This is a genomic window from Pseudoduganella sp. R-34, from assembly GCF_049904655.1.
Lineage (GTDB): Bacteria > Pseudomonadota > Gammaproteobacteria > Burkholderiales > Burkholderiaceae_D > Rugamonas.
The window spans coordinates 3,895,930-3,915,700 of record NZ_CP184572.1; the positions used below are offsets into that span (position 1 = coordinate 3,895,930).

The following is a 19,771-nucleotide window of genomic DNA, read 5'->3' on the forward strand; positions in this document are numbered from 1 at the left end:
CTTAGCTCCCTTGTCCCGGCAGCACGAATCGCACCGCCCGGTATTCGCATCCCGGCCCAGACGGCGCCGCGCGGCCGCACAGCCATGCGCTGCGTCCCAGGCGTGGCGCAAGCCCGCCCCCGTGCTGCGCGCCCAGGCGAGACTCCGGCCTGCCCGCCAGCTTCAGTTCCAGCGTCACCTTGACATCGCGCTGCAGGTGACGCGCTACCAGCCAGCCCAGCAAACCGCATTGCCGTCCGTCCGGCAGCAGCGCCGCGAAACGGTCGGGCGCCAGGGATGGCGCGCGAAGCGCAATGCCCGCAGCCTGGTCCCAGGCACGCGCGCCCAGGCTGGCGCCGCCGCCAAGCCGTTGCGCCGCCTGGCCGCCGCCAAGTCCCCTCAGGCGCGCCCGGTCGCAGTCAGCCAGCGGATGCCAGTGGCCGACGAACTGCCTTCCCTCGCATGCGACGCCAAGGCGATCGCGCAAAAGCGTCAGCAAAGTCGCCAGCGAGCGAGGCGCTGCTCCTTGCAATCCCGCGTGGCGCAACCAGGCCAGTTCACCGCCTGGCCCAAGGGCGCCTTCCGCCAGGCCAAGTCCCGACAGGGCGTCCAGGCTGCGCGGAAGCGGCGCCCGCGCAGCGATCCCTTGCAATGCCAGGTGGTGCTTGCAACGGGCGCGATACCAGAACCCGATCAGGCGCTGGTTGAAGATGTCGAGGAAATCCAGCCCTGCGCCATCGCGCGCCCTGCGGCGTGCCAGCAGCAACTCGGTGAACGGCGCCGCCAGCGGGCCTTGCGCGCCGGCCAGCGTCAGCGCCGCAGTGCGCAAGGTCAGCGGTGGTCCAGGGCGCGCGCTCTCGCCCAGGCTGGCGATATCGCTCGGTGCAAACGCCATGTCCACCTGTGCAGCCAGCCGCAGCGCCTCGTTGGCGCCGACGCCACATCCGACCGGGCTGCGCGCCGGCTCGCTGCGCTCCACCAGGCTGATGGCCTGGAACAGGTTGAAATCCTGCGGTGCAGCCCGCAATTGTGCGATCAGGTCAGACATTGCCGCCCCGCCATTGCAGGCCACTGCTTCCAGGTTTCCCCGGCACGCCGTACCGACAGGCGCACGAAGGAATTGGCCGTAGTGTACAGCGCAAAGAATCTCGCCAGGACGCCCGCCAGCACCAGCGGCGAGGTGCCGTCAAAGGCGGCCGCATCGAATTCCAGCGTGACGTCGGTGCCGCGGCAATGGCCACGCCACGAATCGCCGCCCAGGCGAGCCGTTCCTGGCTGCGCATGCAGCCGCTTGATGCCCCGCACCTGGAGCTGGTCGCGCGCACTGCTGCCGGCAAACAGCGACAGCATGTCGCGCAGCGTCGCCGCACCGTTCGTGCCATCGGCCAATGAACGGTGGTTCAGCCGCAGCAGCGCAACCAGGGCCCAAAGCGCATCGTTGCCCAGGGCCGGCTGGCGCGGTGCACTCGGCTGGTAGACCGCGCGCACCGTAGTCGACTTGGCCACGCCATCGCCCCAGAAGCGCGTGCCTGGCAAGACCTGCTCAGCCAACAACCGGTTGGTGCACAGCAGGCTGGCGAAGACCACATGCTCGGCCAGCGCCGCCCGCACATCGCTGCGGTCGACAAATCCGAGGTAGACGTCGCTGCCGCTGATCCCTTTGCGCAGGCTAGCCTCGCGCCGCATCGTCCAGCGCACTTTCGCCCCGCTGGAACCACCTTCCGTCACTGCGAACGCGCTCGGAATCTCCACGCCACGTTCGCCACGCGGGTCCGCCGCACTGACTGAGACGATCGAATGCACTTCCAGCACCGCATCGCGGCGGCGGTCCGGAATCAACAGGTATTCATAATGGCGCCGGTCCAGCACGATCGGCTCGCTGGTGACCGGGAAAAGGTTCAAGGCCGGAAGACAGCCCAGCAGCACATTTTCCGGTCGTAGCTGCGACAAGACCGCCGAACTGTGGGTGAACACCAGGCGTATTGAAAAGCCGGCGCCGCGCCCCAAGCGGCCGCGCAGTCCGGACAAGTCAAAGAACTGGAATTTGCGCGGAAACGCGAAATACTCCTGTAGCAGGCAGTATGCGGGGTGGACGTGCGCCGGCCGCGCCAGCATTGCCTGATCCTCGGCGAAGCCCACGTCCACCATGTGGTGCGCGGACATGCGATAGACGCCGGCACTGCCTACTACCTCTATATATTCCAGTGCGCTGATCAACAGCTCGTGCAAGGGCATCGTGGTCAACAAATCGCCCGACAGATGGAGACGCAGCGTATCGAGCTCGAGTTCCGCCACATCGATACCACCATCGCACCGCAGGTCGAGGCGCAAGATCCTTGGATCTTCCTGCACGACGGCGTCGACCCGCAGTGGCCACAAAGTCGTGTCCCACCCCACTTGGAAACGGCATTGTTCGCCCGTCGCGGCTGTGGTGGACAGCATGGTGCCGCGCTTCACCGGCATCCCGGCCGTGACCTTGCCTTCATTAGGGTCGAGCGTCATCTGCATGACAGTCATGGCGGGCACGGGCTGCGTCAGGCTTGGGCACAGATTCTCGAGCATCGCCGCAGCCACGGTCGGAAAGTCACGTTCCAGCTCCCGATGCACGCGTGCGTTCAGGAAAGCCACCGACTGGATCAGGTGCTCGGTATGCGGATCGGCCGCCTCGTCGCTCGTCAACACCAGCCGATGCGCGACCTTCGGGTAGCGCGCCGCGAAGTCGGCAGACTGCGTGCGCAGGTAGGCCAGTTCGCGGCGGTAGTATTCGAGCAGTTCATCCTGAGCACGGATCACTGGTTTCTCCCTCGGGTTCATGCCGCCGGCTCCAGGGCTGCCACATGGCCGTCCAGCACACAATTGAAATGCAACCGGCGCTGCTGTCGCCCCTGTGTCACCGCGCCGCTAATCCTGATGCGCGCCGAAATGGGCTTGCCTGGCTCAGGCTCCACTTTTACCCCCACTTGCATCAGGCGCGGCTCATATAACGCGAGAGCGCGCGTCACCACCTGTTCCCATTGGGCGAGGTCGGCGGCGGACTGGGGCGACAGGCGCAGGGTATCCGGCAGGCCGTAATGTAGAGAATTTGGCTTATCGCCCAGGAATTCTTCTATCGTCAGGCCGTTTCGCGAATTGAAAAGCCTGGATAAATCGGTCAACACCGACTGCTGCACACCGTCGGCATCCAGCAAGCGGCTACCTCCTGCGGCATCAGCTATCCCCGTGAGGCGGTCGAACAACGGTGATACGGAATTCGATGACATGAACTTCATGTGAGCACCATTTCAAGGCTAGTCGACAAAAGGGCTTGAATTGATGTTAGGGTTTCCCACCAGCGTTACACAAGTATCAGCCGCGTAACAACTGAGCGCAATTCAAAGGGGGCAAGAGCCCCCTTTTTGAAAAATGCCGGATCAGACAGGCAGTCCGATCCTATCCGCATTCGTTTATTGCCCTGGATTGGGTGGCGCCATCCAATTCACCACTCCCGGTGCCTGAGTGGTCGCCATCCTGATAGCAGTTACCGCCCTGGGAACCTGCCCAGCAACCGCTATCATTCCGCCCATCCCGGAAGTGACGACGCCCACGGCATGTACCGCTCCCTCGCGAGAGTTGCCGTTGCTAAATGCCTGAACACTCTTATAGCCGTGATATCCGGCCATACCTATCGGTATCAAGAATGGAAACATAACTGAAAATCTCCTGTAATAGTTGGCAGACCTAAGTTAGTTCAAACGTATTTACCCCGCTTTCCCATTAAACACTCATATCTTCTTCCTTTCTAGCAGACTCGAATCGCTCCAAGGCGCAAGACGATTGCAATACCGCCGGCGCGCTAGCAAAACGAAAAGGTGCCGCAATCTCCCTGCACAGTGTTTGCAACTGCCACTCAGCGACTTCTTCGCGCGTTACACCTGGGACCAGGGATTTGTGCATAAAAAGCAGCCGCTGATCTTCTTCGATGCAGACTTCCATTGCAGTGAAGCCCAAACTATCCAATGCGCGACGAGACCTATAATTGCCTTCTCGTACCGAGGTGTACACCGAATGGACTCCCGCTTCCTTTGCCATCTCGAAGAGCAAACGAGCGGCATTGCTAGCGTATCCGCACCCCTGGAAATCACAACCGGCCCAGAAGTAGAAATAGGCATTGCGCCCACTACGCCGGAGAAAGACCATACCTACCAAGCCCCAGCGCCGGTGAATGATTGCCTGTGCTGCAAGTCCTCCCGTGAGCCGCTGCGAGCGAATCCATTGCCTGACCTGGGCCAGCGTCTGCAGTTCCGGCAGCCCGGCCATGGCCGCAATGCCTCGGTCCCGATATTGACGCAAGAGTGCCGGTGCATGGTCCATGTGCAGTGCTTCCAATACAAGAACCCCGGATGGATCGCGGCGTCCGGGATCAACTGGCAGTCGGCCCACGTCCGCCAAGCGCCGCTTGATCGCTTCCAATTCGCTTAGTGCATTTGTGTCGCATGGGGCAAGGGCGACCGCCTGGAGTAATAGATCGTGGGCGCGATTCAAATCTCCACTTGCGCTTTCGCAGCGCGCAAGGAAAACCAGATCGACTGGATTGTCGCCGTGAAGTTGAAGACCAGACTCGATGCATTGCTTTGCCAACCCCCAGTCGCCAACCGATGCGGAATATTCGGCCACGCACCGATAAAAGCAGTCGAAAACACTTTGAGTGCGATAGTTGTTCCATGTCTGCTCGAGAACAGCGCGCCACTGTTGCGCTACACCAGAATGGAGAGCACTAAAATCTATGTGCCGGGGGCAAACCTGCAGCAGCGCAGGAAAGTAAGACGTGGACGCCAACATGGCAGGTATAAGTTTCGCCGCCGCTGGCGCCGTCAGATAGGATGCCGCTTCCATTATGGCCAAGCTTCGGTAGGCTTGCCCTTGTTCGAGAATCTTGCCAATCACCTCGATAGCCGCGAGTGGTACCACGCTCCCCGCGACAAGATAGGTCGCCAGTTCCGCGTCGCCGGGCTGGCAGTACCATGTACGTGCCCCATGCCATGTCCGGTCGAGAAGGAGGGCGTGCAGGTTCAGGTACTCCTTGCCGATCACCTGCTCCCGTAACGCCGGTTCGTTGACAATCCCGAGGTCCGCGCCTAAGAAAAGATAACGCTCCCTACTCTGGCTAGCCAGTGCTGAAACACATTCAATCGCCGCCAGCGGCAATACTACGGGCGATCTGCCGCAGCAGATGGCGTAGTACGCAAGCAGCGCATCCGCATGCCCGCTACTGGGCGGTTCCTGCATTTCCGCAATGTAGACATTGCCGCGGTCAAGCGCATAGTGCGCTGAAGCAAGCGATCCCATGCACTTCCAGCCAACGCAAACCAGGGGATTGCCCCCGACATCAAGTCCTTTGACTCCGTCTGCAGGGCAATGTTTATAGGATACTGCCATTCCGGCGCAAGATGAACGCTCCAGGCGTTCTGCCAACAGGCGGGGCAACGCCCACGCAATGAGCCCACTGGGCGCCCCCAGGTCGAGGATTATTAATGGCTGAGAGGCGTCGATCGCACCCTGCGCCCACATTGCCCCCCAAAACAGCACGGCCGCATCTGCCCAGGCATGTTGAAGGACTGGCGGAGGTTCGCCCCTGGCCCTTTCAAACGCTTCAGAGCATTGCGATCCCTCGAAGGTATCGATCAGTTGGCGGTCCAGGGACATACTTGCCTCTCAATCAGCTTTCATCGTCTCGAGATTCCAGTTCCAAGTACCAGTGCCTTTTGCAGTAGAGTCAGTTTTCTGCTGGGTGAAATCGGCTTTAATTTTGGTGAAGTTGATCGAGAAGGCATCGGCCGGAATTCCGGTTGCGCCGCCACCGCTTGAATTCATCTGCGAGATCATGGCGTTGTCCAGGGTGTACGTCATGAAATTCATGTACACGCCATTTTCCACGCGTCCAACATGCAGTTTGGCGGTTCCAAGTTTGGTTCCCCGCGTACAGGCTTTGAACAGCTCCGTGGTGGACAGATCGGAGAGTTTGACGAGTCCCATTTCAGAGAGTACGGGCCGACCGGCCGTGCGCTCGGTATTCGCGGCGTCGTTCGCCATTGGAATATATGCGCCATGGCTGAATGAATTAATGATGATCTTATTGGCGTAGCCATCTATAGCGCAGTTCCCCTTGATGCTATCGCCCAGGTCCAGAATGAATACGTCAGACATCGTAGACTCCATTGAAAGTTTTGCCGCATGGGCAGCAGATCAGGACTGCCCTCCATACGGCGTGCATTGAAGAGGGTCGATCAGGCCCCTGCCGCTGGCAGTTGTGCCACCAGGCGGATCGAAGTTGTCAACTCTTCCATCTGGAAGTGCGGCCTCAGGAACACGGTGGCAGAATACGCGCCGGGCCTGCCTGGCACTTCGGTGACGTCAACCCGTCCCTCCGACAACGGGAAGCGCGCTTTCTCACCCTGCGATGCACTCGGGCTTAGCAGCACATAGTCGCTCAGCCAGTTGTTGAGGAAGTTTTCCACGCTGTCGCGGGTCTGGAAGCTGCCGATCTTGTCGCGCATGATCACCTTGATGTAGTGGGCAAAGCGCGAGGCGGCCAGCACGTAGGGCAGGCGTGAAGACAAGGCTGCATTGGCATTCGCCTCGTCCTTGTTGTACAGCTTCGGCTTGCTGACCGTCTGTCCGCCGAAGAAGGCGGCCATGTCCGAGCCTTTCGAGTTGACCACGGCGATGAAGCCAAGGTCGTTCAGCTCCTTTTCGCGGCGGTCGGTGATCGACACCTCGGTCGGGCACTTCAGGGCGATATCGCCTTCGTCGGTCTTGAACGTGTGCGCTGTCAGGCCAGTGATCTTGCCGCCGCCTTCCACGCCGCGGATCGCGGTGGTCCAGCTATGCTTGGCGAAGGCATCGGTGATGCGCAGGCCGAGCTGGTAGGCCGAATTCGCCCACAGGTATTTGTTGTGGTCCTTGCCGTCCACGTCTTCCTCAAACGCGAACTGCTCCACAGGATTGGTCTTGGCGCCATACGGCAGGCGGGCGGCGTAGCGCGGCAACACCAGGCCGACATATCGCGAGTCTTCCGAATCGCGGAAGCCGCGCCAGGACACCAGTTCATCGCTTTCGAAGATCTTCGCCATGTCGCGCGGCACGCCCAGCTCGGTGAACGATCCCATGTCGAACAGCGATGGCGCAGCGGCTGCAATGAACGGCGCATGCGCCGCCGCCGCGACCTTGGACAGGCGTTCGAGCAGCGCGATGTCCTGCGGATGGCGGCCGAAGTAGTAATCGCCGATGAACAGCGAGTACGGGTTGCCGCCGAAGGTGCCGTACTCTTCTTCGTAGACTTTTTTGAACAGCACGCTCATGTCGTGGTCGACCGCGCCTTCCAGGTCCTTCAACAATTCCTTTTTCGAGACATTCAGCAGGCGCAGCTTGAGCATCGTACCAGTCTCGGTGCCGAACACCATGTCATGCAGCCCGCGCCACGATGCCTCCAGGGCCTGGAAACGCTCGTCGTGCAGGATCGCGTTGACCTGGTCGCTCAGGATCTTGTCGATCTGCGCCACGCGCTCGTTGATCATGGCAACCACGCCCACGTCGGGCGCCTTCTTCATGCCTTCGTCCAGCACCTGGGTGGCGAACTGGCCCAGGAGCTGGCGCGCATATTGGCTTTGCGATGGCTCGACTGCCATTTTTCCTTCTTGGACGATGCGATCCAACAGGCTCAATTCCTGGTTGGTCGTGCTGGCACCGGCCTGGACTTCCTCTTGATTACTGGCCATTTTGGACTCTCTCTGATGAGTGGAGAAGACAGCGCGTTGGCGCTATCAGGACTGGACTTCCTCGGCTTTCTCTTCCGCGGCCTCGCCGCCGGCATCGGCCCCGCTTTCAGCCTTCAGCGTTTTCAGCTCTTCGGTGTTTTCGACGATCTTCTCGAGCAGCGTGTCGAGTTCATCGTTGCCATCGAGTTTGCCGAGCAAGTCGCGCAATTGCTGGCGAACGAGCAGCAGCTTGGCCAGGCGCGGCACCTGCTGCGCGATGGATTCGGGATGGAAGTCGTCGATCTCATTGAACTTCAACTCGATCTTCAGGTTGCCGTCTTTCTTGTAGGTGTCCGACACCGACAGGTCAAGGCGCGGCGCAATCTTCGCCATCACTTCCTTGAAGTTGTCGCGGTCGATTTCCACAAGGCGGCGCTGCTTCAGCTTGGGCAGCGGCACCAGCGGCTGGCCCGACAGGTCGGCCAGCAGGCCCACCACCAAAGGTAGTTCCTTCTTCTCGACGGCGCCGCCGACTTCTACATCGTAGGTAATTTGTACGCGTGGGGGACGGTTCCGTCCCACCCATTTTTGCAAGCTGTCTGACATCACGCCCTCACTGGAAATGTTATATGGGACAGACCGGGTGTTTCGGATTTGAGATTAGGACTGCGCTTCCGCGTAACACAAGTATCAGCGCCGTATCAAGCGATATCGTGCCAATTCTGCGTCGCAACTTTTCGCAGCAATCGTGTTAGCATGCGCCATCGTCTCTCCAGCGCACGTCCGACATGCCCGACTCGAATGCCGCAGCAGCAGGATTGAAAGGAACAAGGAGCCCCTTCCGCTTTGGTGCATGGCTGATCGACCCGTCCACCAACTCGATCGAGGGCGAGCAAGGCAGGCGCCAGATGGAGCCGCGCACGATGGATGTGTTGCTTGCCTTGTGCAATGCGCATGGTGCCGTGGTCAGCGCAGACGAATTGCTGCAGCAGTGCTGGGGCAACATCGTCAACAGCGACAGCTCGCTGCACAAGAACGTTGCGCAACTGCGCCGCCTGCTCGGGGACGACGCGAAATCACCGGAATACATCGAGACCATCCGCATGCGCGGCTACCGCGCCGTGGCTCCGATTGATTTCGAATCGCACGGCACGCGCAACTGGCAGGCTGGTTCTCCGTTCCGCGGCTTGATGGCCTTTGACGAGGCGCACGCGGATGTTTTCTTTGGCCGCGACGAAGCAACCCGCAACCTGGTCGAAACGGTGACAGAGCAAGCCAGGCATGGCTTCGCCCTGACGATGGTGCTCGGCCCTAGCGGCGTCGGCAAGACATCGCTGGTCCAGGCCGGACTGTTTCCCGCGTTGTCGGCGCGGGGCCCGGATTGCGAAGTCGCGGTGCTGGATTCCACAGCCTTCGACCTGGTGGAACTTGGCGAGCAAACCCTGTTCACCGGCCTCGCCGGGTCCCTGATCGACCTGCAATGCGGCGAGCAATGTGCCTTCCCGGGGGAGAACGCAATCTCCCTTGGCATACGCCTGCAGCAATCCTGCGCCTCCGTGATTGCGGTGATGGAGGCGGCGCTCGACAGCTATGCGCCGTCGCGCAGCGGCTTTCGCTTCGCGGTTTTCATTGACCGCTTCGAGGCCTTCTTCAACGATGGCCGCATCGCCGAAACCGAACGCCAAGCCTTCCTGAAAACGCTGGAGCAATTGGCGCGCAGCCGCGCCGCGCTCCTGGTAATTGCCTGCCGCAACGACTTCTACCCCAGCATAGCGAAGTACCCCCTGCTCACTGAGGGCAAGCGGCATGGCGGCCACTTCGACCTTGGCGCTCCCGGCTTCAGCGACATCGCTCAGATCATACGCCGGCCGGCGGCTGCGGCCGGACTCAGTTTCGACACCGATCCCGCGACCGATGCCAGGCTGGACGACGTACTGTGCGAAAGCGCGACAGACAGCCCGGATGCGCTGCCGCTTCTACAGTACTGCTTGCAGGAGTTGTACCGCCTGCGCACGGAACAGGGAGTCCTCAGCTTCGAGGCCTTCCACCAACTGGGCGACCTGGAAGGCGCGATCGGCCAGCGCGCGGAGCAAGTGGTGCTGGAGCTGAGCGACGCCCAACGCGCAACCATTCCCCACATCATGTCCCTGCTGATCGTGCTGTCCCTCGACGGAGACACCGCCACCAGCCAACGCGCGCCATGGTCGGCGCTGCGCGGCGTTGCCGCGCACGAGGCAGTGCAGGCGCTGGTCGAAGCGCGCCTGTTCGTCAGCGACCTGGCCGACGGCAATCCGGTTTTCGGCATCGCGCACGACGCCATCCTGCGCCGCTGGCCGCGCATGACCGACTGGATCGCGGCGCATCGGGTGGCGCTGCGCACGCGCGGCCGCCTGGCGCAGCAGGCAACGCGATGGCGCGACGAGGGACGTCCGGCCGACTTGCTCCTCCCGCGCGGCAAACTGCTGGACGAAGCGCGCGAGCTACAGCATGCGGGCGTGCTCTCGCTTTCGGACAATGAATCCGAGCTGATCCGCGCCTCGCACCAGCGCGCCCGCCAGCGCGACCGCCTGCAAATCCTGGCTCTCTCCGCAATCATCACCCTGGCCCTGCTGGCCACCGGCCTGGGATTGAGCGCTGTCGCTGCCAAACGTTCCGCCGAACAGCGGCGCAACGAAGCGGAAAGCATGATGGACTTCATGCTCGGCGACTTCGCCGACAAGCTGCGCCCGCTGGGCCGCCTCGACCTGCTCGAAAGCGTCAGCGGCAAGGCAATGCAATTCCTGCGCGGCTCCGATGACGACGACTTGAGCGCAACCGCCCTCACCTTGCGCGCCAAAGGCTTGCAGGTGATCGGCGAGGTCGCACGTTCACGGGGAGATTCCAAGGTAGCGATTGATGCACTGAACCAGGCCAACGCGATCCTGACTCGCCGGCACCAGGCTGCGCCAACAGACATCCAGGTGCTCAAGAGTCTCGGCGCCAATGCATACTGGGTCGGCCAGATGCACAAGGACCGCAACGACTGGGAGGCCGCCGGCGCCGCATGGCGCGACTACCTCGCCTATTCGGACCGGCTGCACAGCCTCGAACCGGAAAATGACGAATGGCTGATCGAACAATCGTACGCCCACAATAATCTTGGTAGCCTGGCCTTCCAGCGCGGAATGCCGGAACTGGCGGTTCCGGAGTTCCAGCACTCGATAGGATTGAAACAGCGCGTCCTGGCCAACAAGCCCGATGCCCGTTCAGTCAAGAGCGACCTTGCAAGCAGCTATTCGTGGCTGGCCTCGGCCAAGGAGGCTTTGGGTGAGTTGCAGGATGCGCAGCAGTTGTATGCGCAGGAGATGCAATTGATCCTGGAACTCCGCAAGCAATTCCCGGACGAGTCAACGCTGGCACGCCGCCATGCACTCGCCCTGCAGCATCGGGCAACGCTTGGCGTAGCGCTCGGCCTGGATGCCATCGCACTACGCGATTACGACGAAGCAAAACTGCTGTATACCCAGTTGACCTCGCACGATCCGGAAAACCGTGCCTGGCAAGTTGAAATGGCCGGCCTCGATGTGGATCGACTGAGGATCATTGCCCGCCATTCACCGCCTGCCGACCTGCTGCCAAGAACGCGGGATGTGCACCGGCGCCTGCAAACCATCCTCGCCTTCGACCCAATGAACTCGGACTGGAAGTTGCGCGAGGCGGGTGCGCGCACGCAAGTAGCGGCAGCCATGCGGGCGAACGGTGAAGTACCGGCGGCGCAGCAGGAAGTAAATGGCGCAGTCGCCAGCCTTGAACCATTCTACAAGAGCAACCAGTCCAACTTGAGCGGAAGACTGGTGTTGATCGAAGCATTGCAGCTCCAGGCCATGCTGCAGCTACAAGCGAAAAACGCGAGTGCGGCGGCCCAGGTCTGCAGGAAGATCCACGCCTTGATCGAAGGCGATGCCGGCCGGTCCATGAACTATCAGATCCTCGACCCATGGGTTCGCGTAAACGCTTGCCTGCAAAACCAAGAAGTCTTTACGAAAGGAGCCAAACTACTCAGCCAGATCGGATATCGTGACAGTTCGTACTTCCAATTTATTTCTAGCCATTAGAAGGGAAATACATGCACCCACTCGACAGACCTACTGTTCAACGCCGCATCGTTGTCAGTATCTTCGGCATCGAAAGCGATGCCAATGCCACCTACACCTACATCGAGCCGGTCACCGGCGAATCGTTCGTGCAGTCCGACACTTGCAATATGAAGATCAACCGTCCATCGGTCTGCCTTTTTGTGCTGGACGACGACGCCTCGATCAGTGGCTGGACCATCAAGGAAATCACGGCCAAACCGGCTGGAGCGCCGTTGCTGCCCAGCGCAAAGGGCCCCTTCGGCCTGTCGCTCGCCACCTATAACGACCACAGTGACGATACGGCAGTGTTCAACTACTACATCCACTTCTACAACACGGTCACCGAGGCCACGTTCAAGGAAGATCCTCAGGAAGAGAACATTCCGCGGCCACGATGATCTACCAGGTAGAACTGTAAAGCGTCGCAAATCGCCCCGGCCAGCTCTTCCTGCAATGACATGCAGAGTTCGCCGCGGCGATCAAATTGCGAGAGCCAGGCGATGCTTCCTGCTCCCGGGTCGACCAAACGGATGGAAGCGCGCACATGGTCATCCTCCACCCGCACGCTGCCTTCCAGCCGCGGCGATTGATTGGCATCCGATACAGCGCTGACTTGCAAGCCCTTGCCCAAAGTCTGGAACAGCCTTGAGCCCAGCTCTTCGTCCAGCCCGCAGACAAAGGTATTGCTGGCGCCAGCGCCGGTCAGGTTACGCAAGGGAGTCAGGAGAATTCGCTTGTAGCGCAGGAGCTTTGGCTGCGTACCAGGGCAGGCAATGACGGGTACATAGCTTCCCATCGGGATCGAGACATGAATCGCAGGCGTGATTTCCAGCGCCGCATAGTAAGCCGAAAGCCGCTGGCGCAAACGCCCAATCTGTACCCGGACCTGTGGGTCGAGACTGGTGTCGTACGTACTCGCATCGCGACCAAAAAGATCCAAACCGATCGCATATTCGTTGATCTCTTGCTCATTGCCGCTCAATTTTTTTTCGAGCAGGAAGGTCAGCAAGCGACACATCCGGGGCGCCTTCGCGAAGGTTGGGCTGGCCAGCAAATGGTCCACTTCGCGCCAGAGCTCTTCGTTTGACAGGGAAATGCCATTCTCTTCCAAGGGCTGCATCAATCGTGCGTTCATTTCCGTTTCCAGTTAGAAGTGATCGAATTGCACTTGCGACGTGCTGCAGCTACTCTAATTTCCCTCCCGGCTTCTTGCCTTACGACGATCTTACGGCTGAAAATTGTTGCGTTATCCGCCTTTCACGCATGGTTTGAGAAAGATCAAAACGACCCAGACAGGCCGGAGAGGTTGCGCATTTGTTGTATTTGCAGGCGACGTGAGTATCGGAGAGGATTGAGCGCAGCCGTTGCCCGCAAAATTTGAGACTCGCCAACAAGGGAGCAACAAAGATGAAGAGCGCCGTCGCGACACTGTTGATGCTTGCCGCTTACGCGCTGATCGCCGGCCAAGCTGCGGCCCAGCATCCCGCCTTCACCGATGGTGTCCGAAGCGGGCCCGATGCCAACTCATCGCTTGTCGGGATCGTCAAGGCCCTAGCGTGGCCAGTAGTGGCGCTCGCGATGGGTATCGTCTTTTATCGGCCGATTACACTCTTCGTCGCAGCCCTTGGAAGCCGCATCACCAGGCTTTCGCTCTTCAAGGTCGAACTCGAACTGGTGCCTGCCGCTCCCGCCACCACCATGCCTCTTCTCGACAACATCCGTTCGGCGACCCTGGCTGCGGAAATTGCCGACTCTTCGTCAGCCATGCTGGATCAGGTTCAAATTCAGACACCCGCGGATTATGTGCTGGTCATGCTTGGCGATGGCACTGAATGGCTGACCTCCCGCCTCTTCATCGCGATTGTCATGGTGGAGCGGATGCGAGGGGTCAAGGCATGTGTCTTCGTAGAGCGGTCAGCAAACTCCGAGCGCAGCTTCCTCGCCGTTGCGACAATCAGGGAGTTGCGCCAAGCGCTAACTCGCCGCTATCCCTGGCTCGAAGTCGCCTGGTTACAGAGCCTGCTTTCAATTTACCCTGGACTTCCGCCCATCGCTCCCAATACTGAGTGGCATCCCGACCCCAAAAGAATCAGTGCAGGCGGTCCGCCACAATTAAACGAATCTGGAAGCTTTACCCCATATGACGCGCGATCGATAGTTGCCAGATTCATCGAATCGCTGCAGCGAAATGAGATGAATCCCGATCCAGGCCAGGTGTATATAGAGACCGAATGGGTATCCCTGCGGTCAAGCAAGGAACGCGCCCAATGGGTCTCCAGGGAGCTGCTCGCGACCTTATTGCCCAATGCCGCATTCGAAGCCTGGGCGCCAAACCTGCGAGATGCGCCCAGGGCTCAATTGACCCGTGCGGTGCTGCGCCGGCCCGGCCCCTTCGTCGCACTGGTAGACGGCAACCGGGAATTCTCGCGGCTGACAAACCGCGGCGCCTTATTGGAGGAAACCGCAGCGAAGCTAGGTGAAGAGCCGGACGACAAGCCACACTGATTCAGCGCGCAATGCTCGCGACTTCCCCATCGCTCAAGGCCGAACCATAGATGCGCAAGTCATCCATCGAACCCTTGTAAGGCGCATCCCACCAATTGACCCCCAGCGCGAACACGCCGTTGGTCGTTGTGAAGACATTCGGGAAGTTCACGCCGCTGAAACGCTTCGCGCCGTTGACGTACACATTGACCGCGCCGTTCTTGACCGTGAACGCCACGTGCGACCATTGCCCGGCCGGGATGTTCATGCCCAAGCCGGCGTCATACCATGCCGTTCCCGACCACAGCATGCTGGCGCCGCCAACAAAGTCGTGTCCCTTGGGCAGGAAGCTGATCCACGAATCGCCGTTGCGCGCGCCAAAGAAGGTGGTCGAGAACGCGGTCAGCTGGGCAGGCTTGAGCCACATGGCAACCGTGTAGCTATTGCCCGTGATGAGCCCATCCGGCAAACGCACGCCAGATGCGCCATCGAAGACGGCGGCACTGCCTTTCATCCCCGGCTCGTACGCCATGCTGCCGCCGGCGGCATCTATCTTGCTGCCGACGACGGCGCCGGCGCCGAAGGCGCCCGTCGCGTCGCCCAGGTTCCCGTCAAACGCGTAATGGGCAACCATGCTACCCAGCTTGCGCACCGTGACCACGAAGGTCTTGACGGCACGCGCATGTCCCTTGGTGATAGTCGCTGTCAGCGTGACGTTCACGTCATTGGCAGGGCTGGTGACCTGCCCGGTATTGCTCAATACCGAAGGATTCGATGATATCCAGCTGATGGCCGAGTCACGCGCAGCGCTGGTCGGCAGCACGATATCGCCAGTGACCGCATTGGTGTTACCGAGACTGAGTTCGCCATAGACAGCCTGCACCACCTGCATGTCGCTACGGGGCGCCATGCGGCTGCCCATGATGGACACGCCCTCGCGCGACGTCGCAGTAAATGTCATCACATAGCTGCCGGAGGTCTCATCCCACTGATTCAGGAACACGCCCTTGAAAGGCGGCGACCCAGCCAGGTTGATTTCAGCCTGGTTGCTCCCAACCAGCGCCCAGCTGCCGGTTGCCGCCCCGCTGATTGTGCCGTTGGGATTCAGCGTGACCAGCCGGGACTTCTTGATCGTGGCCGAAATGTCCTTTCCGTGATTGACGAACATATAGTCGCCAAAGACAAAACCGCGCGGAACAGCAGCCAGCGTTTCATTGGTATTGCGGTATGGCGCCACCACCGGCCACCCGTCAGCGTTCATGAACATCTGGTGCACGCGGATTTCGTGCTGCTCGCCACGTTCAGGGAAGCGGCTATGGAAGATCAGGAAGTGCTTTCGGCTTGCGGCGTCGTAGTAAGCCGAGTTGTGGCCCGCGGACACATATCCGGTACCGATACCGGTGCCCGTTTCGCCGATCTTGCGCTCGAACAGGAAATTGCCCATGATTTTCACGCCATATGGGGCAATCGACGCATCGTCGAACAAGGGCTTTGCAGGATCTGCCTTGACGTTCGCCATGTTCACGCCCTGCGCGTCGAAATAGGGACCGTCCGGCGCAACGGATCGCGCCACGCGCATGTTGTAGCCCCCTGCCGCATCCAGCCCGCCGAATGAGGTGAACAGATAGTAGTACTGCGTGACAGGGCTGTACATCACGTAAGCCCCTTCTATCCGGCTGTGATTCCCGCCCATCAGGCGCTTGCCATAGCCCTGCCCCGGCAGCGGCATGCCAGTCGCCGGGTTCATTTGCATGATGAAAATGCCGCCGGAGTAAGAGCCGTAGACCATCCACAGCCGTCCGCCGTTATCGAAGAAGACGTTCGGATCGACGGTATTCGGATGCTTGAGGGCGTCGTAGATGGTACCGTCGTAGCTGGCCTGCCCCCACATGCCCGACTTCAGGATGATGCCCTTGTTCACATAAGGGCCCTCGATCTTGTCGGCGACCGCAACGCCCAGGGCTGAGCGCGGCGAATCGCCCTTGCAGGCGTTGTAGTACATGTAGTAGCGGCCGTCGGCCAGGCGGACGACGTCCGGCGCCCACAGGGTGTTCGTTTGCGCCCAGCTGAAAGTCTCCGCAAGTTCGGTAAAGACGTTGCTGGCACCGTTCAGGAACAACTTGTTGGTGGCGCTGACGGAACTGGTGATCTGCGTCCAGTTCATCAGGTCCGTGGACTTGGCCGAAGCAAGATGGGAGCCGAATACATAGTAGCTGCCCCCCGCCCTGATCACGGAAGGGTCGTGCACTGAGGCGTTCTGGAAAGTCACCGGCGCATAGGGCGCTCCGGCCAAGGCGCTGAGGGACAGCATGGAGGAAGCCAATACAGCAGCGCCCCCCCATAGCGAGAAGGGTTTGGTCACGTTCGTCTCCAATAATGTTTTTACGCAAGTTAGCGCGCGGGACTTGGAGTGTCCAATGACCTTTTCCGTTAATGCGATAGCGAAACCGGCATCGAAAGCAGCAAATCAGCCGATGTGAGCCCGGAGGAAGGCGCATCCCTCGTCGAGCGCTGCGGCGCCTTCCGGGAAGTGTTCAGCATCCTTGAAAAACTGGATGAACCCGTGCTGTTGGTCCCTGTAAACCCTGGCCCTGGCATCGACGCCCGCATCCTTCAGGGCCTGCGCATAAGCAACGCCCTCGTCCCGGAGCGGGTCATGCTCCCCGACCTGGACCAACGTAGCGGGAAGGCCCTCATGCCGCGCCCACATCGGCGCAAGCAGGGGCGCGTTCGCATCCATCCCGCACGGGACATAGGCAGCAAGCACTTTCATGTTCATGGCGCGGGTAGGGAAATTCTTTTCGCCGTATGCATGCCAGGACGCGGTGTCCATCCTGTTGTCCAGTGCAGGATACATCAGCCATTGTGCGCCGATCCCGGGGCCGCGCCGATCCCGCGCCAGGATAGCCGCTCCGGCCACCAGGTTCGCACCAGCGCTGTCCCCGCAGACCGCCATCCGTTGAGGATCGCCGCCAATGCTGCCGCCCTCCTTCGCCAGCCATTCCAGCGCGGCATAAACGTCGTCCAGTCCAGCCGGGAAAGGATGTTCCGGCGCCAGGCGGTAATCGACTGCAATGACAAGCGCGCCCGATCTGTTCGCGATGGCGCGTGCCAGCACGTCATGGGTATCGAGGTCACCCGCGACAAAACCGCCGCCGTGGGCAAAGAGAACCATCGGAAGGGCATTGCCGGCCGCCCCCAGCGGAGCATAAAGCCGCGCCGGGATCGGCAGCCCTCGAACCGCTGCAACGGGATCTGGCGCCCCGGCGGCAGGGATCTTCGACCGATAATTCGCGCGCATTTCTCCGGCAAATTTTGCAAGCTCCGCTTCAGGTAATACCGGCCTTTGCATGGTTCGCTCCCTGTTCCTCGCGCCAGCAACTATGCAGCGCACACTTTTGCATGTCAAGCCGAGGCCAGGCGGGAAAATGTCATAAAACTGTAATCTTGCTCCGTTATGATCCGGCATTTTGCATGAGCACCCGAACTTATCATGTGCTGTTCCTCAGCACCCAGAACACTGCACGCAGCATCATGGCCGAGGCAATGTTGAATGCTGTCGGCGGACGCCGGTTTCGCGCGTTCAGCGCAGGCAGCCACCCTGCCGGCAAGCTCAATCTCTTCGCCGTCGAGCAAATCCGGGCGCTTGACAATACCCTGGCAGGATTGCGCAGCAAATCCCTCGATGAATTCTCGGCGCCGGACGCGCCGGAAATGGATTTCGTCATCACCATGTGCGACCTGGTTGCGGGCGAACCATGCCCGAACTGGCCCGGCCAACCCGCAACAGCGAACTGGAACTTCCGCAACCCCGCCGCCGTGCAAGGACCGGTTGAGCAGATTCGCCAGGAGTTCTTTACGGTCTGCCGCGAAATCAAGACGCGCCTCGAGATCTTCCGCAACCTCCCAGATGAAGCACTTGACAAAATGGCACTGCAACGCAAAATAGCGAGGATCGCTGGCGTCCAGCTCTAACCCCTCGCTCCCATCGAGCATCTGCGCGGCCTTGCACGCGACGCGAAGAAAGTTGATCTCGCAAGCCAGGTCCAATCTGAATTAGGGCGCGAGAATAGCAGCAAGGTCGCCTTGGCCGAGGCTGAAATCACGCGCCAGCTCGGTTACGACATGGGCTGGGTCACGGCAAATGCCATCGAGCGCAAGGACGGCAAGCAAGCCATTTACCGTCTGCTGCAGGGGGAACCCAAGCAATTCGTCCTGCGCTGCCAGCAAATCGCGGAGAGCGACCCTGCCTTGTTCCGCTTTAACGAAGACTTCCTCAGCGCGGTGCGCAAGCTGTAGCACTCATTCCGTATTGGTCGGCGCGGCAGTCGCCTGGCTGCTTGGCTGGCCGATATCGGGCCTTGGCGCTGCCACGCCGGCGGCAGCGCACTCATCATCAAGCGGCAGCACGATAGGCACCCGCAGGCAAATACTCTGGGTCGGCAGCACTTCGCACCAATCCCGGATCAGGTCGCGATAAGCCGTGCCAACGGCGCGGATATTGCGCTGCAGGTCGAACAGGCCAAGCGGATTGACGGTGCCGCGGTTTTCGCGCAGGGCGACATCCCAGTCGACCTGGTCGATCAGCGAATACCAGGTATAGCCCACAATGGGCACGTCATTGTTGCGCACCCTGATAATCGTTGCCCATGATGCACTGGTGCTTGAGGCAATTGTCGAGGAAAAAATGATACTCCTCGCGCGTCATGCCATTATCCAGCAAGTACTCATAGACCTCGGAGTCGACCCTGCGGCCGTAATTCAGGTCCAGCGACAGGAAACGGCGCGCATTGCGGAACTCCGATTGCGCAATGGCGGCCGGATTCTCGGGATGGAAATATTCGCTCGATTCGCTCTGCACGAACAACGCGTCGGGGCGTACCTTGAGGATCTCGCGCATGGCCAGGATGTTTGCCTTGACGATATTCTTGATCGCTGTCGCAAACGCAAAATCGGAGGCCAACTGCTCGTTCCACCATCCGTACATGGCGGAAAACAGGGCGCAGATCTGCATCTCGTTGACCGGCGTATAGACCTGGACCCAGTGGTAGCGCTCGGCAAAGGCTCGGGCATACTTCGCGAACTCGGCCGGAAAATCCGGATTCTGGAAATTGCCGATCCAGTCCGGCACGCCGAAGTGGCACAAGTCGGCCATTGCAACGATATTCCTGCGCCGCAGGTCGCGGAATGTTTCGTCGGCAAACGACCAGTCGTACTTGCCAGGACCGGGCCACGCCAGATGGAGGGGCGCGCCATAGCGCAGTGCGCGTATGCCCAGCTGTTCGACGAGGTCGAAATCCGTGCACCAGTATCGGTAGTGGCCGCACTTTTCCATCTCGTCCATCCGTACGCGGCCATTCTCGATGGTCGGAATGCTGTTCTCGATCCCTGTTGCAAAGATGAATCCGTTATACATGGCGGCACCTGACATCGTGATCGCCCACGATACCGCTTTCCCAG

Annotated in this window: 17 protein-coding genes; 5 read left to right on the forward strand and 12 right to left on the reverse strand. The window is 60.5% G+C overall.

Going from position 1 to position 19,771, the window contains the following annotated elements:
- Position 1: 1 nt before the first annotated feature.
- From tssG to tssB, 7 genes are all read right to left on the reverse strand, one after another.
- Positions 2-1,027 carry a type VI secretion system baseplate subunit TssG gene (gene tssG, locus ACN9MW_RS17825; RefSeq protein WP_426161782.1) on the reverse strand — a complete coding sequence of 342 codons (1,026 nt, stop codon included), beginning with the start codon at positions 1,025-1,027 and terminating at the stop codon, positions 2-4.
- Complete coding sequence (gene tssF, locus ACN9MW_RS17830) at positions 1,015-2,769, reverse strand: type VI secretion system baseplate subunit TssF (RefSeq protein ID WP_426172228.1); 1,755 nt, start codon at positions 2,767-2,769, stop codon at positions 1,015-1,017. Before tssF ends, tssG begins: the two co-directional genes overlap by 13 nt.
- Before the next feature lie 20 nt (positions 2,770-2,789).
- Positions 2,790-3,248: a type VI secretion system baseplate subunit TssE gene (tssE, locus tag ACN9MW_RS17835; protein ID WP_426161784.1), complete on the reverse strand. Its 459-nt coding sequence runs from the start codon at positions 3,246-3,248 to the stop codon at positions 2,790-2,792.
- Between the two features lie 484 nt (positions 3,249-3,732).
- Positions 3,733-5,304 (reverse strand): GNAT family N-acetyltransferase, encoded by a 1,572-nt coding sequence (locus ACN9MW_RS17840; RefSeq protein ID WP_426161785.1) that lies wholly within the window; start codon positions 5,302-5,304, stop codon positions 3,733-3,735.
- Between the two features lie 366 nt (positions 5,305-5,670).
- Entirely contained in the window at positions 5,671-6,162 is a 492-nt protein-coding gene (locus ACN9MW_RS17845; protein ID WP_426161786.1) for an Hcp family type VI secretion system effector, read from the reverse strand.
- A gap of 80 nt (positions 6,163-6,242) precedes the next feature.
- The gene (gene tssC / locus ACN9MW_RS17850; RefSeq protein ID WP_426161787.1) at positions 6,243-7,733 is read right to left on the reverse strand and encodes a type VI secretion system contractile sheath large subunit; all 1,491 of its coding nucleotides are present in this window, start codon (positions 7,731-7,733) and stop codon (positions 6,243-6,245) included.
- Between the two features lie 45 nt (positions 7,734-7,778).
- Positions 7,779-8,318 (reverse strand): type VI secretion system contractile sheath small subunit, encoded by a 540-nt coding sequence (tssB, locus tag ACN9MW_RS17855; RefSeq protein WP_426161788.1) that lies wholly within the window; start codon positions 8,316-8,318, stop codon positions 7,779-7,781.
- A 212-nt stretch (positions 8,319-8,530) separates the two neighbouring features.
- Between tssB and ACN9MW_RS17860 the strand changes: the two genes are divergently transcribed.
- Together ACN9MW_RS17860 and ACN9MW_RS17865 are read left to right on the forward strand one after the other, a co-directional pair.
- A complete protein-coding gene (locus ACN9MW_RS17860; protein WP_426161789.1) occupies positions 8,531-11,806 on the forward strand; it encodes a winged helix-turn-helix domain-containing protein in 3,276 nt (1,091 codons plus the stop codon).
- A gap of 11 nt (positions 11,807-11,817) precedes the next feature.
- Positions 11,818-12,225, forward strand: coding sequence for a hypothetical protein (locus tag ACN9MW_RS17865; protein ID WP_426161790.1), 408 nt, complete (start codon positions 11,818-11,820; stop codon positions 12,223-12,225).
- On the opposite strand, the gene ACN9MW_RS17870 is transcribed toward ACN9MW_RS17865, so the two are convergent.
- On the reverse strand, positions 12,195-12,962 hold the full coding sequence (locus ACN9MW_RS17870; RefSeq protein WP_426161791.1) for a hypothetical protein: 768 nt from the start codon (positions 12,960-12,962) through the stop codon (positions 12,195-12,197). The genes ACN9MW_RS17865 and ACN9MW_RS17870 overlap by 31 nt on opposite strands.
- Before the next feature lie 272 nt (positions 12,963-13,234).
- Between ACN9MW_RS17870 and ACN9MW_RS17875 the strand changes: the two genes are divergently transcribed.
- Positions 13,235-14,332: a hypothetical protein gene (locus ACN9MW_RS17875; RefSeq protein WP_426161793.1), complete on the forward strand. Its 1,098-nt coding sequence runs from the start codon at positions 13,235-13,237 to the stop codon at positions 14,330-14,332.
- Between the two features lies 1 nt (position 14,333).
- Here ACN9MW_RS17875 and ACN9MW_RS17880 read toward each other — a convergent pair whose 3' ends face one another.
- Positions 14,334-16,673, reverse strand: coding sequence for a family 43 glycosylhydrolase (locus ACN9MW_RS17880; RefSeq protein ID WP_426161794.1), 2,340 nt, complete (start codon positions 16,671-16,673; stop codon positions 14,334-14,336).
- A gap of 105 nt (positions 16,674-16,778) precedes the next feature.
- The gene (locus ACN9MW_RS17885) at positions 16,779-17,663 is read right to left on the reverse strand and encodes an alpha/beta hydrolase (RefSeq protein ID WP_426161795.1); all 885 of its coding nucleotides are present in this window, start codon (positions 17,661-17,663) and stop codon (positions 16,779-16,781) included.
- Between the two features lie 143 nt (positions 17,664-17,806).
- On the opposite strand from ACN9MW_RS17885, the gene ACN9MW_RS17890 reads away from it, so the two are divergent.
- Positions 17,807-18,286, forward strand: coding sequence for an arsenate reductase ArsC (locus ACN9MW_RS17890; protein ID WP_426161797.1), 480 nt, complete (start codon positions 17,807-17,809; stop codon positions 18,284-18,286).
- 111 nt (positions 18,287-18,397) lie between these two features.
- Entirely contained in the window at positions 18,398-18,610 is a 213-nt protein-coding gene (locus ACN9MW_RS17895; protein WP_426161798.1) for a hypothetical protein, read from the forward strand.
- Between the two features lie 3 nt (positions 18,611-18,613).
- Here the strand turns inward: ACN9MW_RS17895 and ACN9MW_RS17900 are convergent, their stop codons facing one another.
- Together ACN9MW_RS17900 and ACN9MW_RS17905 are read right to left on the reverse strand one after the other, a co-directional pair.
- Positions 18,614-18,943, reverse strand: a complete 330-nt coding sequence (locus ACN9MW_RS17900; protein WP_426161799.1) for a hypothetical protein — start codon at positions 18,941-18,943, stop codon at positions 18,614-18,616.
- A complete protein-coding gene (locus ACN9MW_RS17905) occupies positions 18,930-19,727 on the reverse strand; it encodes a family 1 glycosylhydrolase (protein WP_426161800.1) in 798 nt (265 codons plus the stop codon). The genes ACN9MW_RS17900 and ACN9MW_RS17905 overlap by 14 nt, the downstream gene beginning before the upstream one ends.
- Positions 19,728-19,771 lie beyond the last annotated feature (44 nt).

Coding starts and splice junctions, on each gene's coding strand:
- tssG (WP_426161782.1), bottom strand. CDS start 1,027: ATGTCTGACCTGATCGCACAATTGCGGGCTGCACCGCAGGATTTCAAC.
- tssE (WP_426161784.1), bottom strand. CDS start 3,248: ATGAAGTTCATGTCATCGAATTCCGTATCACCGTTGTTCGACCGCCTC.
- ACN9MW_RS17840 (WP_426161785.1), bottom strand. CDS start 5,304: ATGGGATCGCTTGCTTCAGCGCACTATGCGCTTGACCGCGGCAATGTC.
- ACN9MW_RS17845 (WP_426161786.1), bottom strand. CDS start 6,162: ATGTCTGACGTATTCATTCTGGACCTGGGCGATAGCATCAAGGGGAAC.
- tssC (WP_426161787.1), bottom strand. CDS start 7,733: ATGGCCAGTAATCAAGAGGAAGTCCAGGCCGGTGCCAGCACGACCAAC.
- tssB (WP_426161788.1), bottom strand. CDS start 8,318: ATGTCAGACAGCTTGCAAAAATGGGTGGGACGGAACCGTCCCCCACGC.
- ACN9MW_RS17865 (WP_426161790.1), top strand. CDS start 11,818: ATGCACCCACTCGACAGACCTACTGTTCAACGCCGCATCGTTGTCAGT.
- ACN9MW_RS17870 (WP_426161791.1), bottom strand. CDS start 12,962: ATGAACGCACGATTGATGCAGCCCTTGGAAGAGAATGGCATTTCCCTG.
- ACN9MW_RS17875 (WP_426161793.1), top strand. CDS start 13,235: ATGAAGAGCGCCGTCGCGACACTGTTGATGCTTGCCGCTTACGCGCTG.
- ACN9MW_RS17885 (WP_426161795.1), bottom strand. CDS start 17,663: ATGCAAAGGCCGGTATTACCTGAAGCGGAGCTTGCAAAATTTGCCGGA.
- ACN9MW_RS17905 (WP_426161800.1), bottom strand. CDS start 19,727: ATGTATAACGGATTCATCTTTGCAACAGGGATCGAGAACAGCATTCCG.